Here is a 20,316-nt window from a genome sequence, read left to right on the forward strand (position 1 = left end):
GTGAATCGATCAGCATCGCGCAACGCACATACAATTTTACTCGATAATCACCGGGGCGTTAGAACGTCCATAAGGAGAGATGAACCATGGACCAGCAAGAGCTTCAAGGGATTAAAGAAATGGCGCAGCAGTATAACGTTATTCCGGTAGTCCGGAAACTTCTCGCGGATACGGAAACACCGATTCGGGTGTTCCAACATCTTAGCCGCGATAAGCGCGCATTCTTGCTTGAGAGTGTTGAAGGCGGCGTAAAATGGGCTAGATACTCCTTTATCGGAACGGACCCGTTTCTCGTATTGAAGCTAAAGAAAAATCATCTCACTTTGGAGCAGAACGGCAAGACGGAATCTCACGAAACGAACGAACCGCTACAGGTTCTTCGCGATAAGCTTCGCTCTTACCGCAGCCCGGCGTTGCCCGAGCTTCCTCCGTTCACTGGCGGGGCGATCGGATTTTTCGGTTACGATCTGTTGCAGTATTACGAGAGAAAACTTCCGCCGCATAAGAAAGACGACTTGAATATGGATGACATGCAATTCATGTTCTGCGACCGGATTATCGTGTTCGATCACTTCAAGCAGCATGTGCTTGTCATCGGAAACGTTCATATCCCGGAAGGAGCTAACGATGCGAACATCGAGGCTGCTTACAGGGAGACGTTAAATGGCATAGATGATACGATCCGCAGAATCCAGCAGCCGATACCGGTTCAGCCGTCCCGAGGCGCTCCGCCGCAAGATCCGGACCTCGGCGAAATTTCATCGAATCTGACCAAGCAACAATTTCTGGACAACGTCAACCAAGCGAAGGAATACATTCGCGCCGGAGACATTTTCCAAGTCGTGTTGTCACAGCGCTTCCATATCGAAACCGAAGTAGATCCGCTGCATGTGTATCGCGTCTTAAGAACGATGAACCCGTCACCTTACATGTACGTGTTAAAATTGGACGACGAGGTTGTCGTGGGTACGTCACCGGAGCTCTTGGTCAAAGTCGACAACGGTAAAGTCGAAACCCGGCCGATCGCAGGTACAAGGCCAAGGGGGAAAACGCCGGAGGAAGACTTAGCACTCGAGAAAGAATTGCTCGCGGATAAAAAAGAGCGAGCGGAACACGTGATGCTAGTAGATCTAGGTCGAAACGATCTAGGCCGAGTGTCCACATACGGGTCGGTTAAATGCGATAGTTATATGGAAGTCGAACGTTACTCGCACGTCATGCATATCGTTTCGAACGTAACCGGCGAGTTGCGTCCGGACAAAGATTTCTACGATGCGTTTCTTTCTTGCCTACCTGCAGGCACGGTCTCCGGCGCTCCTAAGCTTCGGGCGATGGAAATCATAGCCGATTTGGAGAACGAAGCTAGAGGCGCATATGCGGGAGCGATCGGTTATCTTGGGTTTTCGGGTAATCTGAATACGTGCATCACGATACGGACGATTATTTTCAAGCATGGCAAAGCTTATGTACAAGCCGGTGCGGGAATCGTATGGGATTCGGTGCCGGAGAACGAATACGAGGAAACGGTGAACAAAGCGAAAGGGATGCTCAAAGCGATCCGCGCCGCCGAAGCCGCATTTCCTCCGGCAGGTACCGTTAAACGCAGTTCGACTGATTTTCCGGCAGTATTGGCAGGAGATCGCCGAACGAATCTGGATTATGATTAAGGGGAAGGGGTATCAAGCGATATGAGCGACACTCTAACGATAAGCTTACCTCAGGCATTGGCCAAACTAACGAGCAGCATAGATCTGACGCGCGACGAAGCATACGGCGTAATGACGACGATCATGCAAGGCGAGGCGACTCCAGCGCAGATCGGAGCAACCGTAATTGCTCTCAGGATGAAAGGCGAAACGGTTGACGAGATTACAGGTTTCGCCGAGGCGATGCGAGCGTTCTCCAACCATGTCGCCACGGAAAATCATGATCTGCTCGACACGTGCGGTACAGGCGGCTCCGGCATTCATAAGTTCAATATTTCGACGGCATCGGCGATTATCGCTTCCGCGGCCGGCGTTCGGGTTGCCAAGCATGGCAACAGGGCAATGTCCGGCAAGGCGGGTAGCGCGGACGTGTTGGAAGCGCTAGGCGTTAATATTAATCTCTCGGCCGAACAAGCGGCGGTTTGCCTCGAAAGGACGGATATTTGCTTTATGTTCGCCCAATTATATCATCCAGCCCTGAAGCATGCCGCGGCTCCTAGACGCGAGTTGGGTATCCGGACAATCTTCAACATGCTAGGACCATTGGCGAATCCGGCGAACGCGGATCTTCAGCTCATCGGCCTATATGACCGTACGCGCACGGATGCGGTTGCGGAAGTGCTGTCAAGGCTCGGCTTGAAGAGAGCGATGGTCGTGGGCAGCTACGACGGATTGGACGAGATCAGTTTGTCGGCGCCGACGCGGGTATCCGAATTACGTAATGGAGAAGTGACGACGTACGATATTACACCTGAGTCGCTCGGATTGTCGACCGTATCCCTTGGAGCGGTCCAAGGCGGAAATGCGGCAGAGAACGCGCTAATCATTCGCAGAGTACTGGGCGGAGAGAAGAGTGCGTATCGGGATGTCGTGTTAGCGAACGCAGGGGCATGCATATATGTAGCCGGCCGCGCGGATTCCTTGCAGGACGGCGTTAGAATCGCCGCGGAAACGATCGACTCCGGAGCAGCGGCTAATAAATTGCAACTTTGGATTACAACGACGGGAGAAGTGAGCCATGTTTCTTGATCGCATCGTCGCCACCAAGAAGGAAGAGGTATCGGCGCTTAAACAAACATTATCGATTAACCAAGCGGAAAAAACGATAGCGGATCTACAACCTTGCCGTGGTTTCGAGCGGGCATTGGTCGGACGCAACCGTCCGGTCGGACTCATTGCGGAAGTGAAGAAAGCTAGTCCGTCGAAAGGGCTCATCCGTCCGGATTTTCATCCGGTTAGCTTAGCCCAAGCCTATGAACAGGCAGGAACGGATTGTATTTCCGTTCTGACGGATACCGATTATTTTCAAGGCAGCAACGAGTATTTGAAGCAAATTCGCGAGCAAGTGAAAGTACCGCTGCTGCGCAAGGATTTCACGATCGACGAGCGTCAAATTTACGAAGCGCGATTGATCGGCGCGGACGCGATTCTTCTCATTGCCGCTATCTTGACGAAAAGCCAGATTTCTTCGTTCTATACGCTCGCGCGTGACTTAGGGTTGGACGTACTGGTCGAGGTGCACAATCGTCCGGAACTGGAAACGGTGCTGGAGATCGGCAAAGCGTCGCTGATCGGCGTGAACAATCGCGATCTGAAGACTTTCGTTACGGACTTGAAAGTGACGGAACAATTGATCGGCCTTATGCCGAAAGGAATCGTCGCGGTTAGCGAGAGCGCGATATCGACTACGGATGACATCGCGTTCGTTCGTCAGGCGGGAGCACAAGCCGTTCTGATTGGAGAGCATTTTATGCGTCAGGCAGATGTTCAAGATGCGGTAAACGACTTGCTCGGTCCTGCCACGAAGGAAGGCGCAGGAAAATGACTTTTTCCGTTTCCGGTTCGTCCAAGATAAAAATTTGCGGCATTATGGATGATGCGACACTGCAAGGTATGAGTGGACTCCCGGTCGAATATATCGGCTTCATGTTCGCGAAAAGCCGTCGGCAGTTGACGCCGGAGCGCGCGGCCGAGCTTCTGGCGGTCGTGAAGCAGATTCCGATGGCCTCTGGAAATCCTCCTCTTGCCGTAGGAATATTCGTCAATCCTACTTTGGAACAACTTGCGGAGACATTATCCGTTGTCTCGCTGGACGTCGTACAATTGCACGGGGACGAGACTCCGGAATTTTGCCGTCAGGTGGGAGAACGATTCAAAGTGGACGTTTGGCGAGCGTTACCGATATTAGAAGACACGGCCAATCAGCCTGACCGCGGAACGCAAAGGCTGGATGCGTACAAAGGCGCGGTATCTACTATTCTGCTCGATACGGCGGGCGGAGGTACGGGGAAAACTTTTCGTTGGGACGTTATTCCGTCCTATCAGGAAGCGGCAATCCGCAATGGCCTGGAATTGTTCATAGCCGGCGGACTAAATCCAGGCAACGTAAACGAATTAATAACGACTTATCATCCGGTTGGCGTCGATATCTCCAGCGGTGTGGAGACAGACGGGGTGAAGGATTCGCATAAAATCACCGCATTCGTAGAAAGGGTGAAATACTCATGAGTCAAGTACCTGATCAACACGGACGATTTGGTCCATTTGGCGGAAAATACGTACCGGAAACGTTGATGAACGCGTTAATCGAGCTGGAGGAAGCTTATCAGAAGTATAAGGATGACTCGGATTTTCTAGATGAGGTCCGCTATTTGCTGAAACAGTATTCCGGACGTCCGACGCCGCTTTATTACGCGGAGAGGCTATCCCAACATCTTGGCGGGGCTAAGATTTATTTGAAGCGCGAGGATCTCAATCATACGGGCGCTCATAAGATCAACAATACGATTGGACAAGCCGTGCTCGCCAAACGGATGGGCAAGAAAAAGGTGATCGCGGAAACCGGAGCAGGCCAACATGGCGTAGCTACGGCGACGGTAGCGGCTTTGATGGGCATGGAATGCAAGGTATTCATGGGTGAAGAGGATACGAAGCGCCAACAATTGAACGTCTTTCGCATGAAGCTTCTCGGTTCGGAGGTCATCCCGGTCACTTCGGGAACCCGTACGTTGAAGGATGCATGTAACGAAACGTTGCGTTATTGGGTAAGCCACGTTGACGATACGTATTACATTCTCGGCTCGGTTACGGGTCCTCATCCGTATCCGATGATGGTTCGCGACTTCCAACGGATCATCGGCTTGGAAGCAAGGGAGCAAATTCAAGAAACCGAAGGACGATTGCCGGATGTTGTCGTCGCAGCCGTTGGCGGAGGAAGCAACGCGATTGGTATTTTCCACCCGTTCATCGAGGATGAAGGCGTTCGATTGGTTGGCGTGGAAGCGGCTGGCCGAGGCGTCGATACCCAGGAGCATGCCGCAACGATGACGAAAGGTCGTCCGGGCGTTTTCCAAGGCTCCATGAGCTATGTATTGCAAGACGAAGGCGGACAGGTATTGCCGGCTCATTCGATATCCGCGGGTTTAGACTATCCGGGAATCGGACCGGAGCATGCGTATCTTAAAGACACGAAACGTGCGGAGTATGTCCCGATTACAGATAAAGAAGCTTTGGACGCTCTAGGCATTCTTTCCCGAATGGAAGGGATTATCCCTGCATTGGAGTCGGCGCATGCCATTGCGCAAGTACTGAAGATCGCCCCTACGATGAATAAGGACCAGATTATCGTCGTTAGCCTATCCGGACGTGGGGATAAGGACGTAGAATCGATTATGTCTTATCTGGCAGTTGAGGAGGAGCAATCATGAGTACGACACTTGCACCTAACGCGATCGATACCGTATTCGCGGAACTGAAAGCTAAAGGCGAAACAGCCCTCATTCCGTTCATGACGATGGGCGATCCGGACTTGGAAACGTCGGTTGAACTCGTTAAAGCAGCGGAAGCGGCGGGCGCGCATATGATCGAGCTGGGCGTTCCCTACTCCGATCCGTTGGCGGATGGCCCTGTCATTCAACGCGCTTCCGAGCGTGCGCTCAAGAACAAGATTAGCCTTACCGATTGCATGGCGGTCGCTTCCAAGGCTAGGGATAAAGGCGTCAAGATGCCTTTCATCCTATTCACTTATTTCAATCCTGCCCTGCAACTCGGCTTGGATCGTTTCTTCGATTTATTGAAAGAGCACGGCTTCAGCGGGGTTATCATTCCCGACTTGCCGCTCGAAGAAGATTCGGAGACGAGGGCGCTCGCGGAAGCGAACGGTATCCATCTCATTCCTTTAGTCGCGCCGACTTCCGAAGCTCGGGTGGAGCGCATTGCCGCGAATGCCAAAGGCTTCGTATATTGCGTCTCTTCGCTAGGGGTTACCGGCGTGCGTTCCACGTTCCATGAAGGGATCGATTCTTTCTTGAGCACGGTTCGCAGAGCCGCATCCGTTCCGATCTGCGTAGGCTTCGGGATTGCGTCCCGCGAGCATGCGGAGCGATTTGCCGGGCAATGCGACGGGGTCATCGTCGGAAGCGCGATCGTACGCCAAGTCGAAGAGGCGTTGCCGTTGCTGAGTTCCGCCATTCCTGCGGAGCGAGAGCAAGGTATTCAAGCGGTTCAGCACTTCATCGCTGATTTGAAACCTCGCACCACGTCATCTTAAACATCATTTTTCGTAATTACCTTTAATGCCATCTGTACAGTGAAGCGTTGATGTGTCACAATAGAATACACATATCCATACGGAGCGACTAAGTTCTGCCGTCAGGCGGAGCGCTTAACGCTCCGTTTGTCGTATTACAGGAGGGAAACTCATGCAACCGAAACCGAATATTGTTCATTTACCCGTATATCAACCCGGGAAACCCGTTGACGATGTGAAGCGGGAGCTTGGCTTAACCGAAGTGATTAAGTTGGCGTCCAACGAGAACCCGTTCGGAAGTTCCCCGAAAGCGAAGGAAGCGATCGCTCGCGAAGTGGAGAACATTAGCATATATCCGGATGGGGCTGCGGTCGAATTGACGAATGCCGTTGCTAAACGTTTTGGCGTAAACACGGATCAAGTTATTTTCGGAGCGGGCTCCGACGAAATCATACTTATGATCGCCCGCGCGTTTCTCGTCCCCGGAGACGAGACGATCATGGCCGACCAGACGTTCCCGCAATATAAACATAATGTACAGATCGAGAACGCAACGATCATCGAGGTTCCGCTTAAAGATGGAACCCATGATCTTCAAGCAATGTCCGAGCGCGTAACGGACAAGACGAAAGTTATCTGGGTGTGCAACCCGAATAACCCGACGGGAACGATTAATACGGCGGACGAGGTGGAACAATTCCTCGCCAAGGTGCCGAGCAGCGTGTTAGTCGTGCTTGATGAAGCTTATTGCGAATATGTCGAGGATCCTTCTTTCCCGGATGGCTTAAAGCTGTTGGCTAAATATCCGAACGTCATTTTGCTCAGAACGTTCTCCAAAATTTACGGACTGGCTTCCTTACGCATCGGCTACGGAATCGGCCGTCCGGATGTGATTCGCAGCATCAATCAGGTCAGAGAACCGTTTAATACTTCGAGATTCGGCCAAGCCGCAGCGCTTGCCGCGCTCCAAGACGATGAATTCATCGCTTTCTGCCGCGCTGAGAACAAGAAAGGTTTAGCGTATTTCAACAAATCTTTCGCGGAGCTAGGGTTGAAAGCTTTCCCGGCATACGGCAATTTCATCATGGTAGACGTGAAGAGATCCGGACAGGAAGTATTCGACGCGTTACTGCGCAAAGGAATTATTGTTAGAGCCGGCCACAAGCTCTATCCGACTTATCTTCGAATTACGGTCGGAAGCCAAGAAGAAAATGAAAAAGTGATCGCCGCACTGACTGCCGTGCTGCAAGAACTCGCGGTAAAGGTGTGAAGGCATGAGCGGAGAGTTTAGCGACTTTACGGAATTTAACGAATCGAACCGAATTAAAATCGCAATTTTTGGTGTTGGTCTCATTGGAGGCTCCTTGGCTCTTTGCTTCAAAGGCAAGCCAGGGGTAGAGGTGGTCGGCCATTCCGTCAACCACGCTTCAACCGAGAAGTACGTCGCCCGTGGCGTCGTGGATTGGGCGACGACCTCCATCGCGGATGCGGCGAAAGACGCGGATTTCCTTTTCTTATGCGTGCCCGTTGGAAGGTTGGAGGAATACGTGGACGAGCTTTCTCGTCTTCCTCTTAAACCCGGTTGTATCATCACGGACGTAGGAAGCACGAAAGCTTCCGTCGTTCATCACGCCGATAAGCTTTCACTTCACGGCGCGGTGTTTATCGGAGGCCATCCGATGGCAGGCTCCGAGCGGTCCGGAGTGGAGGCGGCAAGCCTCTATTTGCTGGAAAATGCTTTCTATGTGCTAACGCCCGTGGAAGGTACTCCCGTCGAGTATGTCAATAAGCTGGAGCAATTGCTCAGATGGACTCGCGCGCATATCGTGAAGACGGATGCGGTTCAGCATGATGTGATCGTTGGAGCGATCAGCCATTTGCCGCACATGATCGCTGTCGCTCTAGTGAACCAGATCGCGGGGTACAACGAGACGAACGTGCTGTACAGAAGATTGGCGGCAGGAGGCTTCCGCGATATCACGCGCATAGCCTCTAGCGATCCTGTGGTCTGGCGGGATATTCTGCTCAGCAATCGCGAGGTCGTGCTGAAGCTTGTGAAGGATTGGCAAGGCGAGATGGACCGGTTCGCGAAGTTGTTGGAGGAGCAAGACGGAGAGGGGATCGAGGAGCAATTCCGCCGATCCGGCCAATTCCGCAGTCAACTGCCGGAGAGACGCAAAGGAATGATAACTTCCATATACGAGTGTTACGTAGACGTACCTGACCATCCGGGTATCATCGGCAAAATCGCAACCGAGCTCGGTCAAGCCAAAATCAATCTAAGCAACTTGCAGATTATCGAGAGCAGAGAAGACGTACCGGGTACGCTCCGATTGTCTTTCAAGCAGTCCGAAGAGTTAGATAAGGCTATAGCCTTATTGAAATCGTTGCAGTATGACGTGCATACGTAAGAATGTAAAGCTGCCCTTAAAGGGCAGTTTCTTTTTTCAATACGTATCGAGGAGTCGCAACTAAATCAGGTGCAAGATCACGATCGGGAGCGTGCAGAAATGAACAACAAAAATACGTTCATCGTTATGGCAATCGTCATGGCCTTAATTCTGAGTTCCTGTTCCACAGCTCGCCAAGCTGGTCCAGCGGTAACGGTTCAAGCAACAGAAAGCCAAATGACGCCTAATCCGGCAGCGAAGCTTCCCGATAACTTTTCAGTTCCAATATTAAAAAGCGCGTTAGAAGAATACATGAATTACCGGTTGTGGTTTTATCCCTCCAAAATCAAGGAGAACGATTCCTACAAAAGCTTCGACTCTCATATCGGCGAAACGGTTAATGTCGAAGTGCGTTTGTACAGCGACGGTTCCGGCGATAAGAAAGTATTTGCTCACACGACCATAGGCGAGTGGCTGGTTTTGTTCGGGCAAAAAAACAATATCGTTTACGCAGACGGCCAAGTGGGCAAAGAAGATACGGAATGGCCGCAAGGAAACTTTGAAGCGGCTGGGACCTTTTCGATGCAATTGTCCGAGCCTCGCAAGCCGAATTTTGGAACATCGGTCCGCAAGGAGGAGATGATCGAAGCCTTGGAGGACGAAATCAATAAAGTGTGCGCAGATTTATTAACGGGCTCGGAGAGGGATTTATGGATCGATTCTCAAGTTTATCTCGCAGACTTTTACGAATATGAAAGCATTGTCAGTGTGTGGTTCGTAAGACCGGACGGTTACGTTTGGATCCATCCGCTTGGTCTTGCCGAGCAAGATGGCGGATTTTCGGTTACGGGAGTCAAAGGATTCAGCATCTCCGACATGAACGCACGAAATGAAAATGATTTTACTCGGTATTTGTATGAGAAAGAAATTCAGGGCGCCATTAAACAATGGATTTGCAGTCCCAAGCCGGCCTAAATAGCGTCGCCGGACAAATAAACGTTATGTAAACGCTTCAAAATAAAATGTAAACGCTTATTGACAAAATGAAAACGTATACATATAATAAAAGTACAGTATGGTTTCTCTCCACTCCTATCCAATACTTGCACAGTGTGCAGCCACCCTTCGGGGTGGATTTTTTTTGTCTATAGCGCCGTTATCGAAAATGTACGAATATTAAAGCTTTTTTACCAATAAAAATTGAACCATATTTGAGAAATTTTTAAGCTCCAAATGCCCATTCCTGTGATACAATAGCATATAGCATTTGTAAAATACTGGCTTACAAAAAATCAATGCGCCTTTGAGCGCAACTTTTTCGTTTCTGGCCGGTACAATTAAGTAATCTACCGGCTGCGAACGTTCACCCTGACACGGGGGGAGGGTCGCGGATATGATGACCGATTCCCAATTAATACGGGAAATTAAAGACGGTAATGTAGAGTTGTACTCTACGCTTATGGGACGATATCAGAAAAAAATTCTGTCTTTCGTATACCATATGCTTAAGAGTGCCAAGCTGGAAATCTTGGCAGAAGACATGAGCTCTGAAACTTTTTATAAAGCTTATCGCAGTTTGCATTCCTTTAGGGAAGTAGACGCGTCCTTTTCTACCTGGTTATATACAATCGCACGTAATACGGTTCTCAGTGAATTGCGTAAGCAGAAAGCGGCGCACCTTTCACTCGACGACTCCACATACATACCAGCCGCCCCTTTAGAAGAGGCACCCGAGCAGCGCTTGCTGCGCAACGAGAAGGTTTCCATGGTAAGAGATGCCATCAATAGTTTACCCGAGAAGCAGCGGTCAGCGCTTATCCTTAGGGAATATGATGGAATGGATTACCAAGAAATCGCTAATATTTTAGGACAGACGGTCAGTTCCGTCAAATCGTTGTTATTCCGGGCCAGGGCCAGTGTGAAGACACAATTGGAATCGTACTTTACTGAACCGGCCATGATGAAGGAGTACGAGGAGATGAAGCTGCGATGAAATGCGAAGATGCCATAGAATGGTTCGGGGTTTATCGGGATTTGCCCGATGATTCGGCCGATCGACTCGCTATTGATATGCACGTGCAAAGGTGCAAAGAATGCGCGGAAGAGTTCCAGATTTGGGAAGAAAGCGCGCAATTGATTCAAGAGCTGCCGATTAATGAAGCGGACGAAGAGAACGAACAAATCGCTTCGGCTTGGCTGAATCAGAATGTCATGAATCGAATTTACTCCGAGCAGAAGTGGTATATGCCGACGGTTCGCCGGACGTATTCTTTCTCGTTCGGTTTTAGAAGGAAGGTTGCGGGCGTACTCGCAGCTATGTTTGTGTTATTCGTTTGCGGTTTCTTGTACACGGTATTCAGTCCAGTAGGCGGAGTAAGCGGCAAGCACTCCGGTGCGGAAGCTTTTGCCGTGAGCCATCAATATGGCGACAGCATTCATCTCGACGTTCCCATGGCCAGCTTAAGTGATTCCATCATGCTCAACGTCACGCCGTCTATGCCTGAATATTGGGTTGCCCTATCCATTGTCGGCATGGTGATGACTTTGCTTATTCTAAATTGGTTTTCCCGGGTTCGCTCATGACGCAGGCTTCTCGAATCGGTTGGGTGCGGCACGGGATTACGGAATGGAATCAATTGGGCAAGATCCAAGGCGTAACCGATATTCCACTGAGTGCCGAAGGCTTGAGGCAAGCTGGACTACTCGCTGACAGGCTGAAGAACGGAGATCAACGGTGGACCGGAATCTATAGCAGCGATTTGCAGCGTGCCAGACAGACTGCTGAAATTCTCGCGGAGCGACTAGACCTTCCGTTGATCCAAGACGTGCGGATAAGAGAACGATCTTTCGGAGCGGCGGAGGGGACGACCGAACCGGAAAGATTGGCCTTATGGGGAGAAGAGTGGCGTAAAGTAGTGCCTGATCAGGAGAGCGATGAGCAGATTCGCGTTCGCGGGCATCAATTCGTTGACGATTTTGTTATTAAGCATCCAGGAGAAGCTTGGTTGGTCGTTACGCATGGAAGTTTTCTAGCTAGGATGCTGCAATCGTTATGCCATGACCTTGATAACACGCATTTGTTGAATATGTCATTAACGGTTCTTGAAAGACAATATAATATTTGGCAGCCATTGCTTCATAACTGCACTCGGCATCTAACGGATGCGGAAATGAAGTCGGCTACTTAAAAATCCGGGTTTTCAACCGGATTTTTTTGTTGTTTTGGCGCTGCGTTGCGTGCAGAAACGTTTAAGACTAGCGTCACGCGCCCATACTGAACAGTAAATCCTCCATAAAGCGGGGAATGCTGATGAATTTAGCCGACATGCTTGTGTATGCGGATATTGCCGAATTAACTACCATTGCCGAAACGTACGATTGCACCTGCAGCAGCCACTCCAAGAACGAATTGATCCAGTCGATACTATCGACTGTTCAGCGTCGGGATGTAATGGAATCCAGAGTCGGAGAAATGATGGGTAACGATTTGCGTTTTCTGAATTCGCTAGTGTTCGAGAACAGGTCCGCCTACAGCCTGGAAGAGTTGAAGGCAAGAGCGCTTAACGGCGAGTCGAAGCTGAACGAACCTTCGTCCGAGGCCGTAGACAATGTTGCCCGTCCGCCGGAGTCAAGCCGGAACCGCAAAGGGAAAAGCGCGGCACCTAAACCGCCTCCAAGTCCGGAAGATACGGCAAGGCTGGCGATATCGAGGTTCAAAAAATTCGGTTGGCTGTTTAACGGATTCTCGCAGCAGACTCGATTGTTGTACCAGGTACCGGATGATGTGAAGATTCGTTTGCGGGACGCGTTGGAAAGGCGATACCGCGCTACATTGGTCGTTGTCGATGAACCGCCAGTCTATCGGGACGAGAGAAGCTTATTTACGGAGGATATTGTCCACTTCCTTCGTTTCGTAAGGGATAATGAGCTGCCACTAACCTCTGATGGGGTTCTTTATAAGCGGCAAATCCAGCAAACATTAGAGCTTCTCTCCGTTAATGAGACGATTCCTTCGAGAGGAGGATGGAGATTTGGCTACGGCCGCAGGTTTCGCGACTATCCCGATCGCTTCTCCCTCCTGTACGACTTCGTCTACTACGAAGGGTATATTGCGGAGGAATCGGATCGGTTAACACTAACCGAGGAAGGTCGCAACATCGCGGATAAATTCGCCGACCCTGATCCGACCAAGCTATACCGGTTTTGGCTTCGTCTCTATAAGGGAGCGATTCCGAATCTTAATACGTTAACGCAATGGATTATGCGCCTATCGACGGAATGGACGACGGTGGACTCGATTTTCCAGATTTTGCAGCCGCTCGTGCGGTCTTACTATTATGATACCCAGCAGGATGTGCTCGAACGCCGCGTGCTGGTCATGCTCATGCATCTCGGGGTCATTCGATGGGGGGAGACAGCAGACGGCATTCGAGTCATCATCATGACTCCTCAAGGAAAATGGCTAGTGACAGGCAATACGCTTGCGTTCGAAGACACGATAAAATTAGGCAAACCGACCGTCTGACACCCTGAATCCGCTATTGCTACAATCTCCTATAATCGTAGCTCCACTAAAAAGCAGGGTGCGAAAGGTGATTCATTAATGTACCTTCCATATGGACATGGGGCGATCATACACGGATGCAAGATAGGCAAAGGTACATTGATTGGCATGGGGGCTATCGTCTTGAACGGGGCTGAAATCGGTGAATATGCTTTAGTAGGAGCGGCAGACAGTTACGTAAGCAAAGGCGAGCAATATAGGAATCCTTGACCAGGGGTCCTAACGCCGGAAATCGGAGGTGCAACGAATGGACAACATGAAAGTCGCCTATGAGACGATGCTGGGGCTGGCGGCAGAAATGGTCCTAGACGAAGCGCTGCGCAATTACCGGACAGAGAAAATCTATCATGCGATCGATAATGCGCTTGCGCAAGGAGATGTAGAATCTTTTCGGCGGTTGACCGATGAATTAAAAACGATCCAGCGTTAGAGGGCTAGGACCGTTTCCGCGGCAGCGGAAACGGTCCGAAGCTCTATCCTATGACCCGGCCGGATTTGGCCGGGTTTTTGCGTATGTCGTAAGCGCTATTATCCTTGTGAAATGAGGCTTTAATTGTTCAAGGATTTGGAGTACGATAAATAAGGAATGGTCATCCGAGATCGCTAGTATTCTTTGAAAGGAAGTCGTCAGACAAAATGCCGCAAATCGATTTACCGCTTGAGAAATTATATGCCTATGAAGGAATCAATCCGAAACCTGCCGATTTCGAACAATATTGGGAGAGGGCACTCAACGAAATGAAAAGCGTTGATCCGCAGGTCGAGCTCATACCCGCGCAGTTTCAAGTTCCGTTCGCCGAATGTTTTCATCTTTATTTTACGGGAGTGCGGGGAGCGCGTATCCACGCCAAATACATACGTCCTAAAGGTCAGAATAAGCCCCATCCTGCCATACTACAGTTTCATGGGTTGTCGATGGATTCCGGAGATTGGCAAGATAAAGTTGCTTACGCCGCTCTTGGCGTAAGCGTCGTCTCCATGGATTGCCGCGGGCAGGGCGGGTTATCGGAAGATGTCGGGTCCGTGAAAGGAAACACGCTCCATGGCCATATAATCCGCGGTATCGATAACGATCCTGACGATTTATTGTATCGCCACATGTTCCTAGATGCTGCCCAATTAGCTGGCATCGTCATCGGAATGCCGGAAGTCGATCCAACTAAGGTAGCGGCAATCGGAATATCGCAAGGCGGCGGGCTTACGCTTGCTTGCGGAGCGTTGGAGCCCCGAGTGTCCAAGCTTGCGCCCGTCTATCCTTACTTAAGCGATTATTTAAGGGTTTGGGAGATGGATCTGGACGTCGCCGCATACGAGGAGATTAGAACTTACTTCCGTAAATTCGATCCGCAGCATAAGCGGAAGAACGAAGTGTTCGAGAAGCTCGGTTATATCGATATTCAGCATCTTGCTCCTAGAATTAAAGGCGAGGTCATGATGGCTACCGGGTTAATGGATACGATAACCCCTCCTTCAACCCAATTCGCGGCATTTAACAAAATCACCTCGCCTAAACGCGTGGAAATTTATCCGGATTTCGCCCATGAATGGTTACCCGGGTTCGCGGACAAGACCATGACTTTTATCGCCGAATGGCTCTAGAGCAATACGAGGAGTGAATAAGATTCATGAAATTCAGTGAAGTAGACGAGAATAGCTGGCCAGAACTCCAACCCTATTTGGATACGTGTCTGATTCCTTTATCGGGTCTGACGGGGGAGGAATCTCCATGGGAGGCAACGGAGAAGGTGGCTAGAACGGGACAATGGATAGCTCCATTGGAACAAGCTTACCGAGGTCGGACGGTTACGATGCCTGCTTACCATTACGATGCGGGAGGCGCGGAGGATACCGAAAGAATCAATCGGCTGATTGAACGGTGGAAAGCCATCGGCTTCCGGTATGTCGTGGTCGTTAGCGGACAAGCCCTTCCGTTGGCCGAAGCCTTGAAAGCGGATTTGATCATTCAACCGAACGCAGAGGAAGAGGAGCCGGATTTTCAACGGATCAGCAAGTCCGTCGCAGCTCTATGGCGCAAGCCGCAAGGGGAATGAATAGTCAATATTCCGTAAAACCGCTCAATCGTACGCATAAGGATAGATATAATGAGTAAACAATAGGCAGACACAACCCACGGGGAAATGTGACAATTTGAGAACATTTTAGTTGTGCGATTCCCGTCGAGGAAGGAAAGTCCCGCCCCTATTCTTGACGCTCCATAGCGCGTGGGCTATTATAGTTATGTCCTTGTGAACAAAATGTTAAAGTCCGTATCGGACGCGAGATTGGTGTGGCAAAGGGGGTAGAACGAATGGACCACAATAAGCAGCAAGAAACCACGCACAAACCGGTTAAGCGCAAAGAAATGTCAAGACGTCAATTTTTGTCTTACACGCTTGGCGGAGCAGGAGCCTTCATGGCCGGCGGGGCCATTTTACCAATGATCCGCTTTGCCGTAGATCCTATATTGCAGAAGAAAGAAAAGGCAGGTTTCGTTAAAGTCATCGAAGAGAGCAAGGTGACGAACGAGCCAACGGAAGTGAAATTCAAAATTCATCAGGTGGACGGATGGTATGAAAGCGATCCGAAGCTCGCTGCATGGATTACGAAGGACGAATCCGGAAAAATCTTCGCGTTATCCCCTGTATGTAAGCATTTGGGTTGCATGGTAAGCTGGGGCGGCGAAGAAGCACCGAACGAATACCACTGCCCATGCCATGGAGCACGTTACACGAAAGACGGCAAAAACCTGAAGGTTGCGCCGAAGCCGTTGGACGAATATGAAGTCAAAACGGAAAACGGTTGGGTATATCTCGGACCGATTGATCCGAATAGTCGCGTTTAGAAGGAGGGCGTTTCGTTCCGATGTTCAAAAATATGTACAACTGGATCGACGAACGTCTAGATATTACGCCGATGTGGAGAGATATCGCCGATCACGAGGTGCCTGAGCACGTTAACCCGGCGCATCACTTCTCCGCTTTTGTTTATTGCTTCGGCGGACTGACGTTCTTTATCACCGTCATACAGATCCTCTCGGGGATGTTCTTGACGATGTATTACGTCCCAGACATTATCAACGCTTATTATAGCGTTGACTACTTGCAGCACCAAGTCGCTTTCGGAGCGATCGTGCGCGGTATGCATCACTGGGGAGCAAGCCTTGTTATCGTCATGATGTTCCTACATACTCTTCGCGTATTTTTCACCGGGTCTTACAAAGCGCCTCGTGAGATGAACTGGGTTGTCGGAATGTTGATTTTCTTCGTCATGTTGGGCCTTGGATTCACGGGTTACCTGCTTCCATGGGACAACAAAGCTTATTACGCGACGAAGGTTGGTTTGGAAATTGCGGGTGCCGTACCTTTCCTAGGTGATTACATCAAGGAACTAATGAACGGCGGCACGATCGTCGGCGCTCAAACGCTGACCCGATTCTTCGCAATCCACGTGTTCTTCTTGCCTGGAGCGTTGTTAGCATTGCTTGCGGGACACTTCTTTATGATTCGAAAACAGGGCATTTCCGGGCCGCTGTAAGAGAGGGGAGTGACTAGCGATGGCACATAAACATGATCCAAATGAAAAAATTGTATTCATCGGCGATTCTCGCGTACGTAAACGCGATTATTCGAACGTGACACCTCCGGATTACACCGCTTTCCCGGGCAAGTCGGAAGCCTTTATTCCGAACTTCCTGCTGAAGGAATGGATGGTCGGAGTTGTCGTTCTGATTGGATTTCTGGTTCTGGTCATTGCCGAACCGGCTCCGCTTGGTTATCCTGCGGATCCACTAAACAGCGCGTTCATTCCGATGCCGGACTGGTACTTCTTGTTCCTGTATCAGTTACTGAAATATCCGTACGCATCAGGAGATTTCATCGTACTCGGGGTACTTGGATTATCCGGTATTCCATTTATCGCTTTGCTGCTCGCCCCATTCCTGGACACGGGCAAAGAGCGTCGCTTCTATCGTCGTCCGATCGCTTCGTCTCTAATGATCGTATCGTTAGTGGCTGTCGTGTACCTGACTTGGGTTTCATGGGCGCATTACCAGCATGAACTGGAAGCAACAGGTACGGTTCCTGAGCATATCGAACGCGAGATCAAAGCGGAAGAAGCCGTTGCGAAAGGCTTGCCGCGTCCGATTCCGGGCAAAGAGAAGATTCCTGCAATGGTAGCTGCTGACGATCCTGCTTTCACCGAAACGATGACGCAAGCGGCTTGTATCGCTTGTCACGGCGCGGAACTTGAAGGCGGCGGCGGTCCGGCGCTTCGCGGAATCGGCGACGTATTGAGCAAAGACGAGATTGTTCAAACCATTACTAATGGTAAGGGCGATGGAGCGATGCCGGCATTCAAAGAAAACTTGTCAGCGGAGCAAATCGACCAAATCGCAACTTGGCTTTCCAAACAAAAAGCAGAGGCGGCGGAGTAACCTTCGTCCTGCTCTAAACCTGACCGTAGCTGGTCAGGTTTTTTTAATAAAGAAAGGAGTAGTCTTGATGAGTTGGTTGAAATGGCTTCTTTCACGCAGCGTTTTGCTCCATCCGACGACTTTATGGCTGATGATGCTGATCTATATTCCGGGTACGGTATATGGATATTATTGGTACAAAGACCAATTGGAAAGCACATGGAATAACCATCCGCACTGGCAAATCCCGTTCGTGCCGGACAGTCCGACCGCGTCGCTTTTCTTTACGCTAGCCGTGCTATGGTTGTGGATTTGTCCTCGCAGATCGCGTCGGCCATGGGTCAACGGAATTCGAGGCGTCGTGGAGACGTTAGGCGTCGTTACGTCGGTCAAATACGGGATATGGGCAACCGCGATTATTTTTGCTGGACAAGCGCAAGGGGACGTCCTCCAGTGGGAGCATTGGATGCTGATTATCGGCCACTCGGCAATGGCGGTAATGGCGCTGCTATACGCAAGGTTTTTTACTTATGGGGGCATGGCTCTCTTGGCAGCGGCGGCATGGACATTCCTCAACGATACGGTGGATTATACTTACGATGTGTATCCGTATTTACCGACGCAGTTGGATGACGATTTATTTTATGTCGGACTATTTACGTTTCTATTAACGGCATTCAGTGTGTTATGTGCGGCAGTAGCGAAATTCGCATTCCTATCTAAAGATAAAAACTGAATAAGACAAGTCGTTCTAAACACGGACAACCTCTCATATCCATGGGGTAGGAGGGGATGTCCGTGTTTTTGTTCGGAAACGAGGTTCATCGCAGCTTTAAGCTCCGGTTATTGCTGATTTTCGTAGGCAGTGTCCTATTCATGTTGGTTGTCGCCCCTTCGCGGACTTGGGGTAACGGCGACAGTAATAGCGCAGTTAACGGCCACGCCAGTATCGAACGTTTCTTATCGGCTTCGGAGTCGTTGTACCAAGCCGTGAATAAAGGTAATCTCGACGTCGCCCGGAGCAGCTTGTCCGAGATCGAACTTCAATTTCGTAACCTGCCGATGAAAATGATCGGGACTGCGGAAGGCATTCATGCGCTTGCAAACAGCATTACCGATCTGAAACGGGCTGCGGCAGCGGTAAGCCCTGATGAACGGAAATGGAAGTCGGGCGCGGCAGCCCTAAGATTAGCCGCCGATGCGCTAGCCCATCCGAATAAGCCGATATGGCATCAGTATCGGACGGTTCTAAGGGAGGATATCGTTAGGATAAATAAAGCTTTGCCCCAAGGGACTGCCGTTAAGGGACAGTTGTCAGCAAATGCGAAGGCGGCTTTCGATCAATTAACCGAACATTACCGCGTCATACGTACGGCAGTTATGTTGCAATCCGAGCCTTGGAAAATCGAACGAAGCGATTCGGTCGTTCGTTATGCGAGTCGCGTCTATCAAGCGGACACTCCTTCAACAGAGTTGCTGCTCGGAACGATCCCACCTCTGCAGGAGGCTCTTGAAGGCTTATTCCCCGTAGATAAAGATGCATCGACCGCCATTGTGCCTCCAATCGCTGTCGCGCCGCCATCATGGGGTTGGTCGGCTATGATGGGATCGTTCATCGTAACTATTCTCACATGGGTAGGTTGGAGAAGATATAAGAATGAGGAATACGGGAACAACGACCGAGGTGGATCACGGACAAACCCTTCTGAAGACGCCGCTCAACGTTGGATGAATAAATGGAAAAACAAAGGATAGGAGGAGGAGCGCCTAAAAAGCGTCCTTCATTCATCGCGGAAGCCTTCTCCAAGCACGTCATGCACATCGTTAATGACGATAAAAGCCCTCCGGTCATGTTGACGGACGAGGCTTTTTAATTTACGGATTTCAAATCGGCTGACGACACAATAGACGACGGTTTTGTTTTCTCCGGAATACCCCCCAATCGCGGGCATTAACGTTACTCCGCGATCCAATTCACGCGTAATGTCTTTGGACAGCTTCTCCGGGCTGTGGCATAATATCGTGAATGCTTTGGCCGAATATGCGCCTTCTTGGATGAAATCAATGATTTTCGAAGCGATAAATACGCTTACGAGCGTATAAAGTACCTTCTCTTTCGGGATAAACAAGAGCGAGACGCCAAGGATGAGCACGTCCAGAGAGAGGATGATTTGACCCATGCTCCAGCCGCGCGCCCGGTGTAAAATTCTCGCGATAATGTCAACGCCACCCGTCGTCCCCCCGGCGCGAAAGACGAGTCCGAGTCCGATGCCAAGCGTAACTCCCGCATACAGCACGACTAGGATGAAGTCTTGTTCGGATTGGAAAGGGGTAAGCCAACCTTGGACGACGAGAGTTTCCGCGATCCACAGAAAGAGGGAGAGCAACAGCGTTCCCGCAAAAGTATAGATCATCGCGCTTCTCCCGAGCTGGCGCCAACCGAGTACAAACAGAGGGAGATTAATGAGGAGCGAGCTGAGCCACACTGGAAAATCCACTGCGTAATTCAGAAGCACGGCAACTCCCGTTACGCCGCCCTCCATCAATAGATTAGGGATAATGAAGTATTGCAACCCGAAGGCATATAAGGCGGTTCCCGCGATGAGCAGGCTCCATGATCGAATGTTACTCCATAGGTTGGATTGATTCATAGGGTGATTCCTCCAAAATTGCATTTGTTTTCGTATACGTCTTACGCTAACATAGGAGAGAAACCT

At 50.4% G+C, this 20,316-nt stretch carries 22 protein-coding genes and 1 pseudogene; 22 read left to right on the forward strand and 1 reads right to left on the reverse strand.

Going from position 1 to position 20,316, the window contains the following annotated elements; genetic code table 11:
- Positions 1-86: 86 nt before the first annotated feature.
- The 22 genes and pseudogenes from trpE (at position 87) to L3D05_RS02250 (ending at position 19,354) form a co-directional block, all read left to right on the forward strand.
- Entirely contained in the window at positions 87-1,667 is a 1,581-nt protein-coding gene (trpE, locus tag L3D05_RS02145; RefSeq protein WP_239614168.1) for an anthranilate synthase component I, read from the forward strand.
- A 21-nt stretch (positions 1,668-1,688) separates the two neighbouring features.
- On the forward strand, positions 1,689-2,735 hold the full coding sequence (gene trpD, locus L3D05_RS02150; RefSeq protein WP_239614170.1) for an anthranilate phosphoribosyltransferase: 1,047 nt from the start codon (positions 1,689-1,691) through the stop codon (positions 2,733-2,735).
- A complete protein-coding gene (trpC, locus tag L3D05_RS02155; RefSeq protein WP_239614172.1) occupies positions 2,725-3,531 on the forward strand; it encodes an indole-3-glycerol phosphate synthase TrpC in 807 nt (268 codons plus the stop codon). The genes trpD and trpC overlap by 11 nt, the downstream gene beginning before the upstream one ends.
- Complete coding sequence (locus tag L3D05_RS02160; protein WP_239614173.1) at positions 3,528-4,214, forward strand: phosphoribosylanthranilate isomerase; 687 nt, start codon at positions 3,528-3,530, stop codon at positions 4,212-4,214. The genes trpC and L3D05_RS02160 overlap by 4 nt, the downstream gene beginning before the upstream one ends.
- On the forward strand, positions 4,211-5,413 hold the full coding sequence (gene trpB, locus L3D05_RS02165) for a tryptophan synthase subunit beta (protein WP_239614175.1): 1,203 nt from the start codon (positions 4,211-4,213) through the stop codon (positions 5,411-5,413). The genes L3D05_RS02160 and trpB overlap by 4 nt, the downstream gene beginning before the upstream one ends.
- Positions 5,410-6,255 (forward strand): tryptophan synthase subunit alpha, encoded by an 846-nt coding sequence (gene trpA, locus L3D05_RS02170; protein WP_239614177.1) that lies wholly within the window; start codon positions 5,410-5,412, stop codon positions 6,253-6,255. The genes trpB and trpA overlap by 4 nt, the downstream gene beginning before the upstream one ends.
- Before the next feature lie 151 nt (positions 6,256-6,406).
- A complete protein-coding gene (hisC, locus tag L3D05_RS02175; protein ID WP_239614178.1) occupies positions 6,407-7,504 on the forward strand; it encodes a histidinol-phosphate transaminase in 1,098 nt (365 codons plus the stop codon).
- Between the two features lie 4 nt (positions 7,505-7,508).
- Positions 7,509-8,645: a prephenate dehydrogenase gene (locus L3D05_RS02180; RefSeq protein WP_239614180.1), complete on the forward strand. Its 1,137-nt coding sequence runs from the start codon at positions 7,509-7,511 to the stop codon at positions 8,643-8,645.
- A gap of 99 nt (positions 8,646-8,744) precedes the next feature.
- Entirely contained in the window at positions 8,745-9,599 is an 855-nt protein-coding gene (locus L3D05_RS02185; RefSeq protein ID WP_239614182.1) for a hypothetical protein, read from the forward strand.
- 421 nt (positions 9,600-10,020) lie between these two features.
- Positions 10,021-10,617, forward strand: a complete 597-nt coding sequence (locus tag L3D05_RS02190) for an RNA polymerase sigma factor (protein ID WP_239614739.1) — start codon at positions 10,021-10,023, stop codon at positions 10,615-10,617.
- A complete protein-coding gene (locus L3D05_RS02195; RefSeq protein ID WP_239614183.1) occupies positions 10,614-11,207 on the forward strand; it encodes an anti-sigma factor family protein in 594 nt (197 codons plus the stop codon). Before L3D05_RS02190 ends, L3D05_RS02195 begins: the two co-directional genes overlap by 4 nt.
- A complete protein-coding gene (locus tag L3D05_RS02200; RefSeq protein WP_239614185.1) occupies positions 11,204-11,812 on the forward strand; it encodes a histidine phosphatase family protein in 609 nt (202 codons plus the stop codon). The genes L3D05_RS02195 and L3D05_RS02200 overlap by 4 nt, the downstream gene beginning before the upstream one ends.
- A gap of 122 nt (positions 11,813-11,934) precedes the next feature.
- Positions 11,935-13,149, forward strand: coding sequence for a hypothetical protein (locus L3D05_RS02205; protein WP_239614187.1), 1,215 nt, complete (start codon positions 11,935-11,937; stop codon positions 13,147-13,149).
- 93 nt (positions 13,150-13,242) lie between these two features.
- Positions 13,243-13,398: pseudogene (locus L3D05_RS02210) on the forward strand (gamma carbonic anhydrase family protein); the annotation flags it as partial.
- A gap of 37 nt (positions 13,399-13,435) precedes the next feature.
- A complete protein-coding gene (locus tag L3D05_RS02215; RefSeq protein ID WP_239614189.1) occupies positions 13,436-13,618 on the forward strand; it encodes an IDEAL domain-containing protein in 183 nt (60 codons plus the stop codon).
- Positions 13,619-13,824: 206 nt separating this feature from the next.
- On the forward strand, positions 13,825-14,787 hold the full coding sequence (locus L3D05_RS02220; protein WP_239614191.1) for an alpha/beta fold hydrolase: 963 nt from the start codon (positions 13,825-13,827) through the stop codon (positions 14,785-14,787).
- Positions 14,788-14,813: 26 nt separating this feature from the next.
- Complete coding sequence (locus L3D05_RS02225; protein WP_239614192.1) at positions 14,814-15,239, forward strand: DUF2487 family protein; 426 nt, start codon at positions 14,814-14,816, stop codon at positions 15,237-15,239.
- 257 nt (positions 15,240-15,496) lie between these two features.
- The gene (locus L3D05_RS02230) at positions 15,497-16,030 is read left to right on the forward strand and encodes a Rieske (2Fe-2S) protein (protein ID WP_239614194.1); all 534 of its coding nucleotides are present in this window, start codon (positions 15,497-15,499) and stop codon (positions 16,028-16,030) included.
- A gap of 20 nt (positions 16,031-16,050) precedes the next feature.
- Complete coding sequence (qcrB, locus tag L3D05_RS02235) at positions 16,051-16,722, forward strand: menaquinol-cytochrome c reductase cytochrome b subunit (RefSeq protein ID WP_239614195.1); 672 nt, start codon at positions 16,051-16,053, stop codon at positions 16,720-16,722.
- Positions 16,723-16,741: 19 nt separating this feature from the next.
- Positions 16,742-17,620, forward strand: coding sequence for a menaquinol-cytochrome c reductase cytochrome b/c subunit (locus L3D05_RS02240; protein WP_239614197.1), 879 nt, complete (start codon positions 16,742-16,744; stop codon positions 17,618-17,620).
- Positions 17,621-17,687: 67 nt separating this feature from the next.
- Positions 17,688-18,335, forward strand: coding sequence for a DUF1405 domain-containing protein (locus L3D05_RS02245; protein ID WP_239614199.1), 648 nt, complete (start codon positions 17,688-17,690; stop codon positions 18,333-18,335).
- Between the two features lie 62 nt (positions 18,336-18,397).
- The gene (locus L3D05_RS02250) at positions 18,398-19,354 is read left to right on the forward strand and encodes a sporulation protein YpjB (protein WP_239614201.1); all 957 of its coding nucleotides are present in this window, start codon (positions 18,398-18,400) and stop codon (positions 19,352-19,354) included.
- A 26-nt stretch (positions 19,355-19,380) separates the two neighbouring features.
- On the opposite strand, the gene L3D05_RS02255 is transcribed toward L3D05_RS02250, so the two are convergent.
- Positions 19,381-20,250 carry a YitT family protein gene (locus L3D05_RS02255; protein WP_239614202.1) on the reverse strand — a complete coding sequence of 290 codons (870 nt, stop codon included), beginning with the start codon at positions 20,248-20,250 and terminating at the stop codon, positions 19,381-19,383.
- Positions 20,251-20,316 lie beyond the last annotated feature (66 nt).

It is taken from the genome of Cohnella mopanensis, from assembly GCF_022352055.1.
Taxonomy (GTDB): domain Bacteria; phylum Bacillota; class Bacilli; order Paenibacillales; family Paenibacillaceae; genus Cohnella; species Cohnella mopanensis.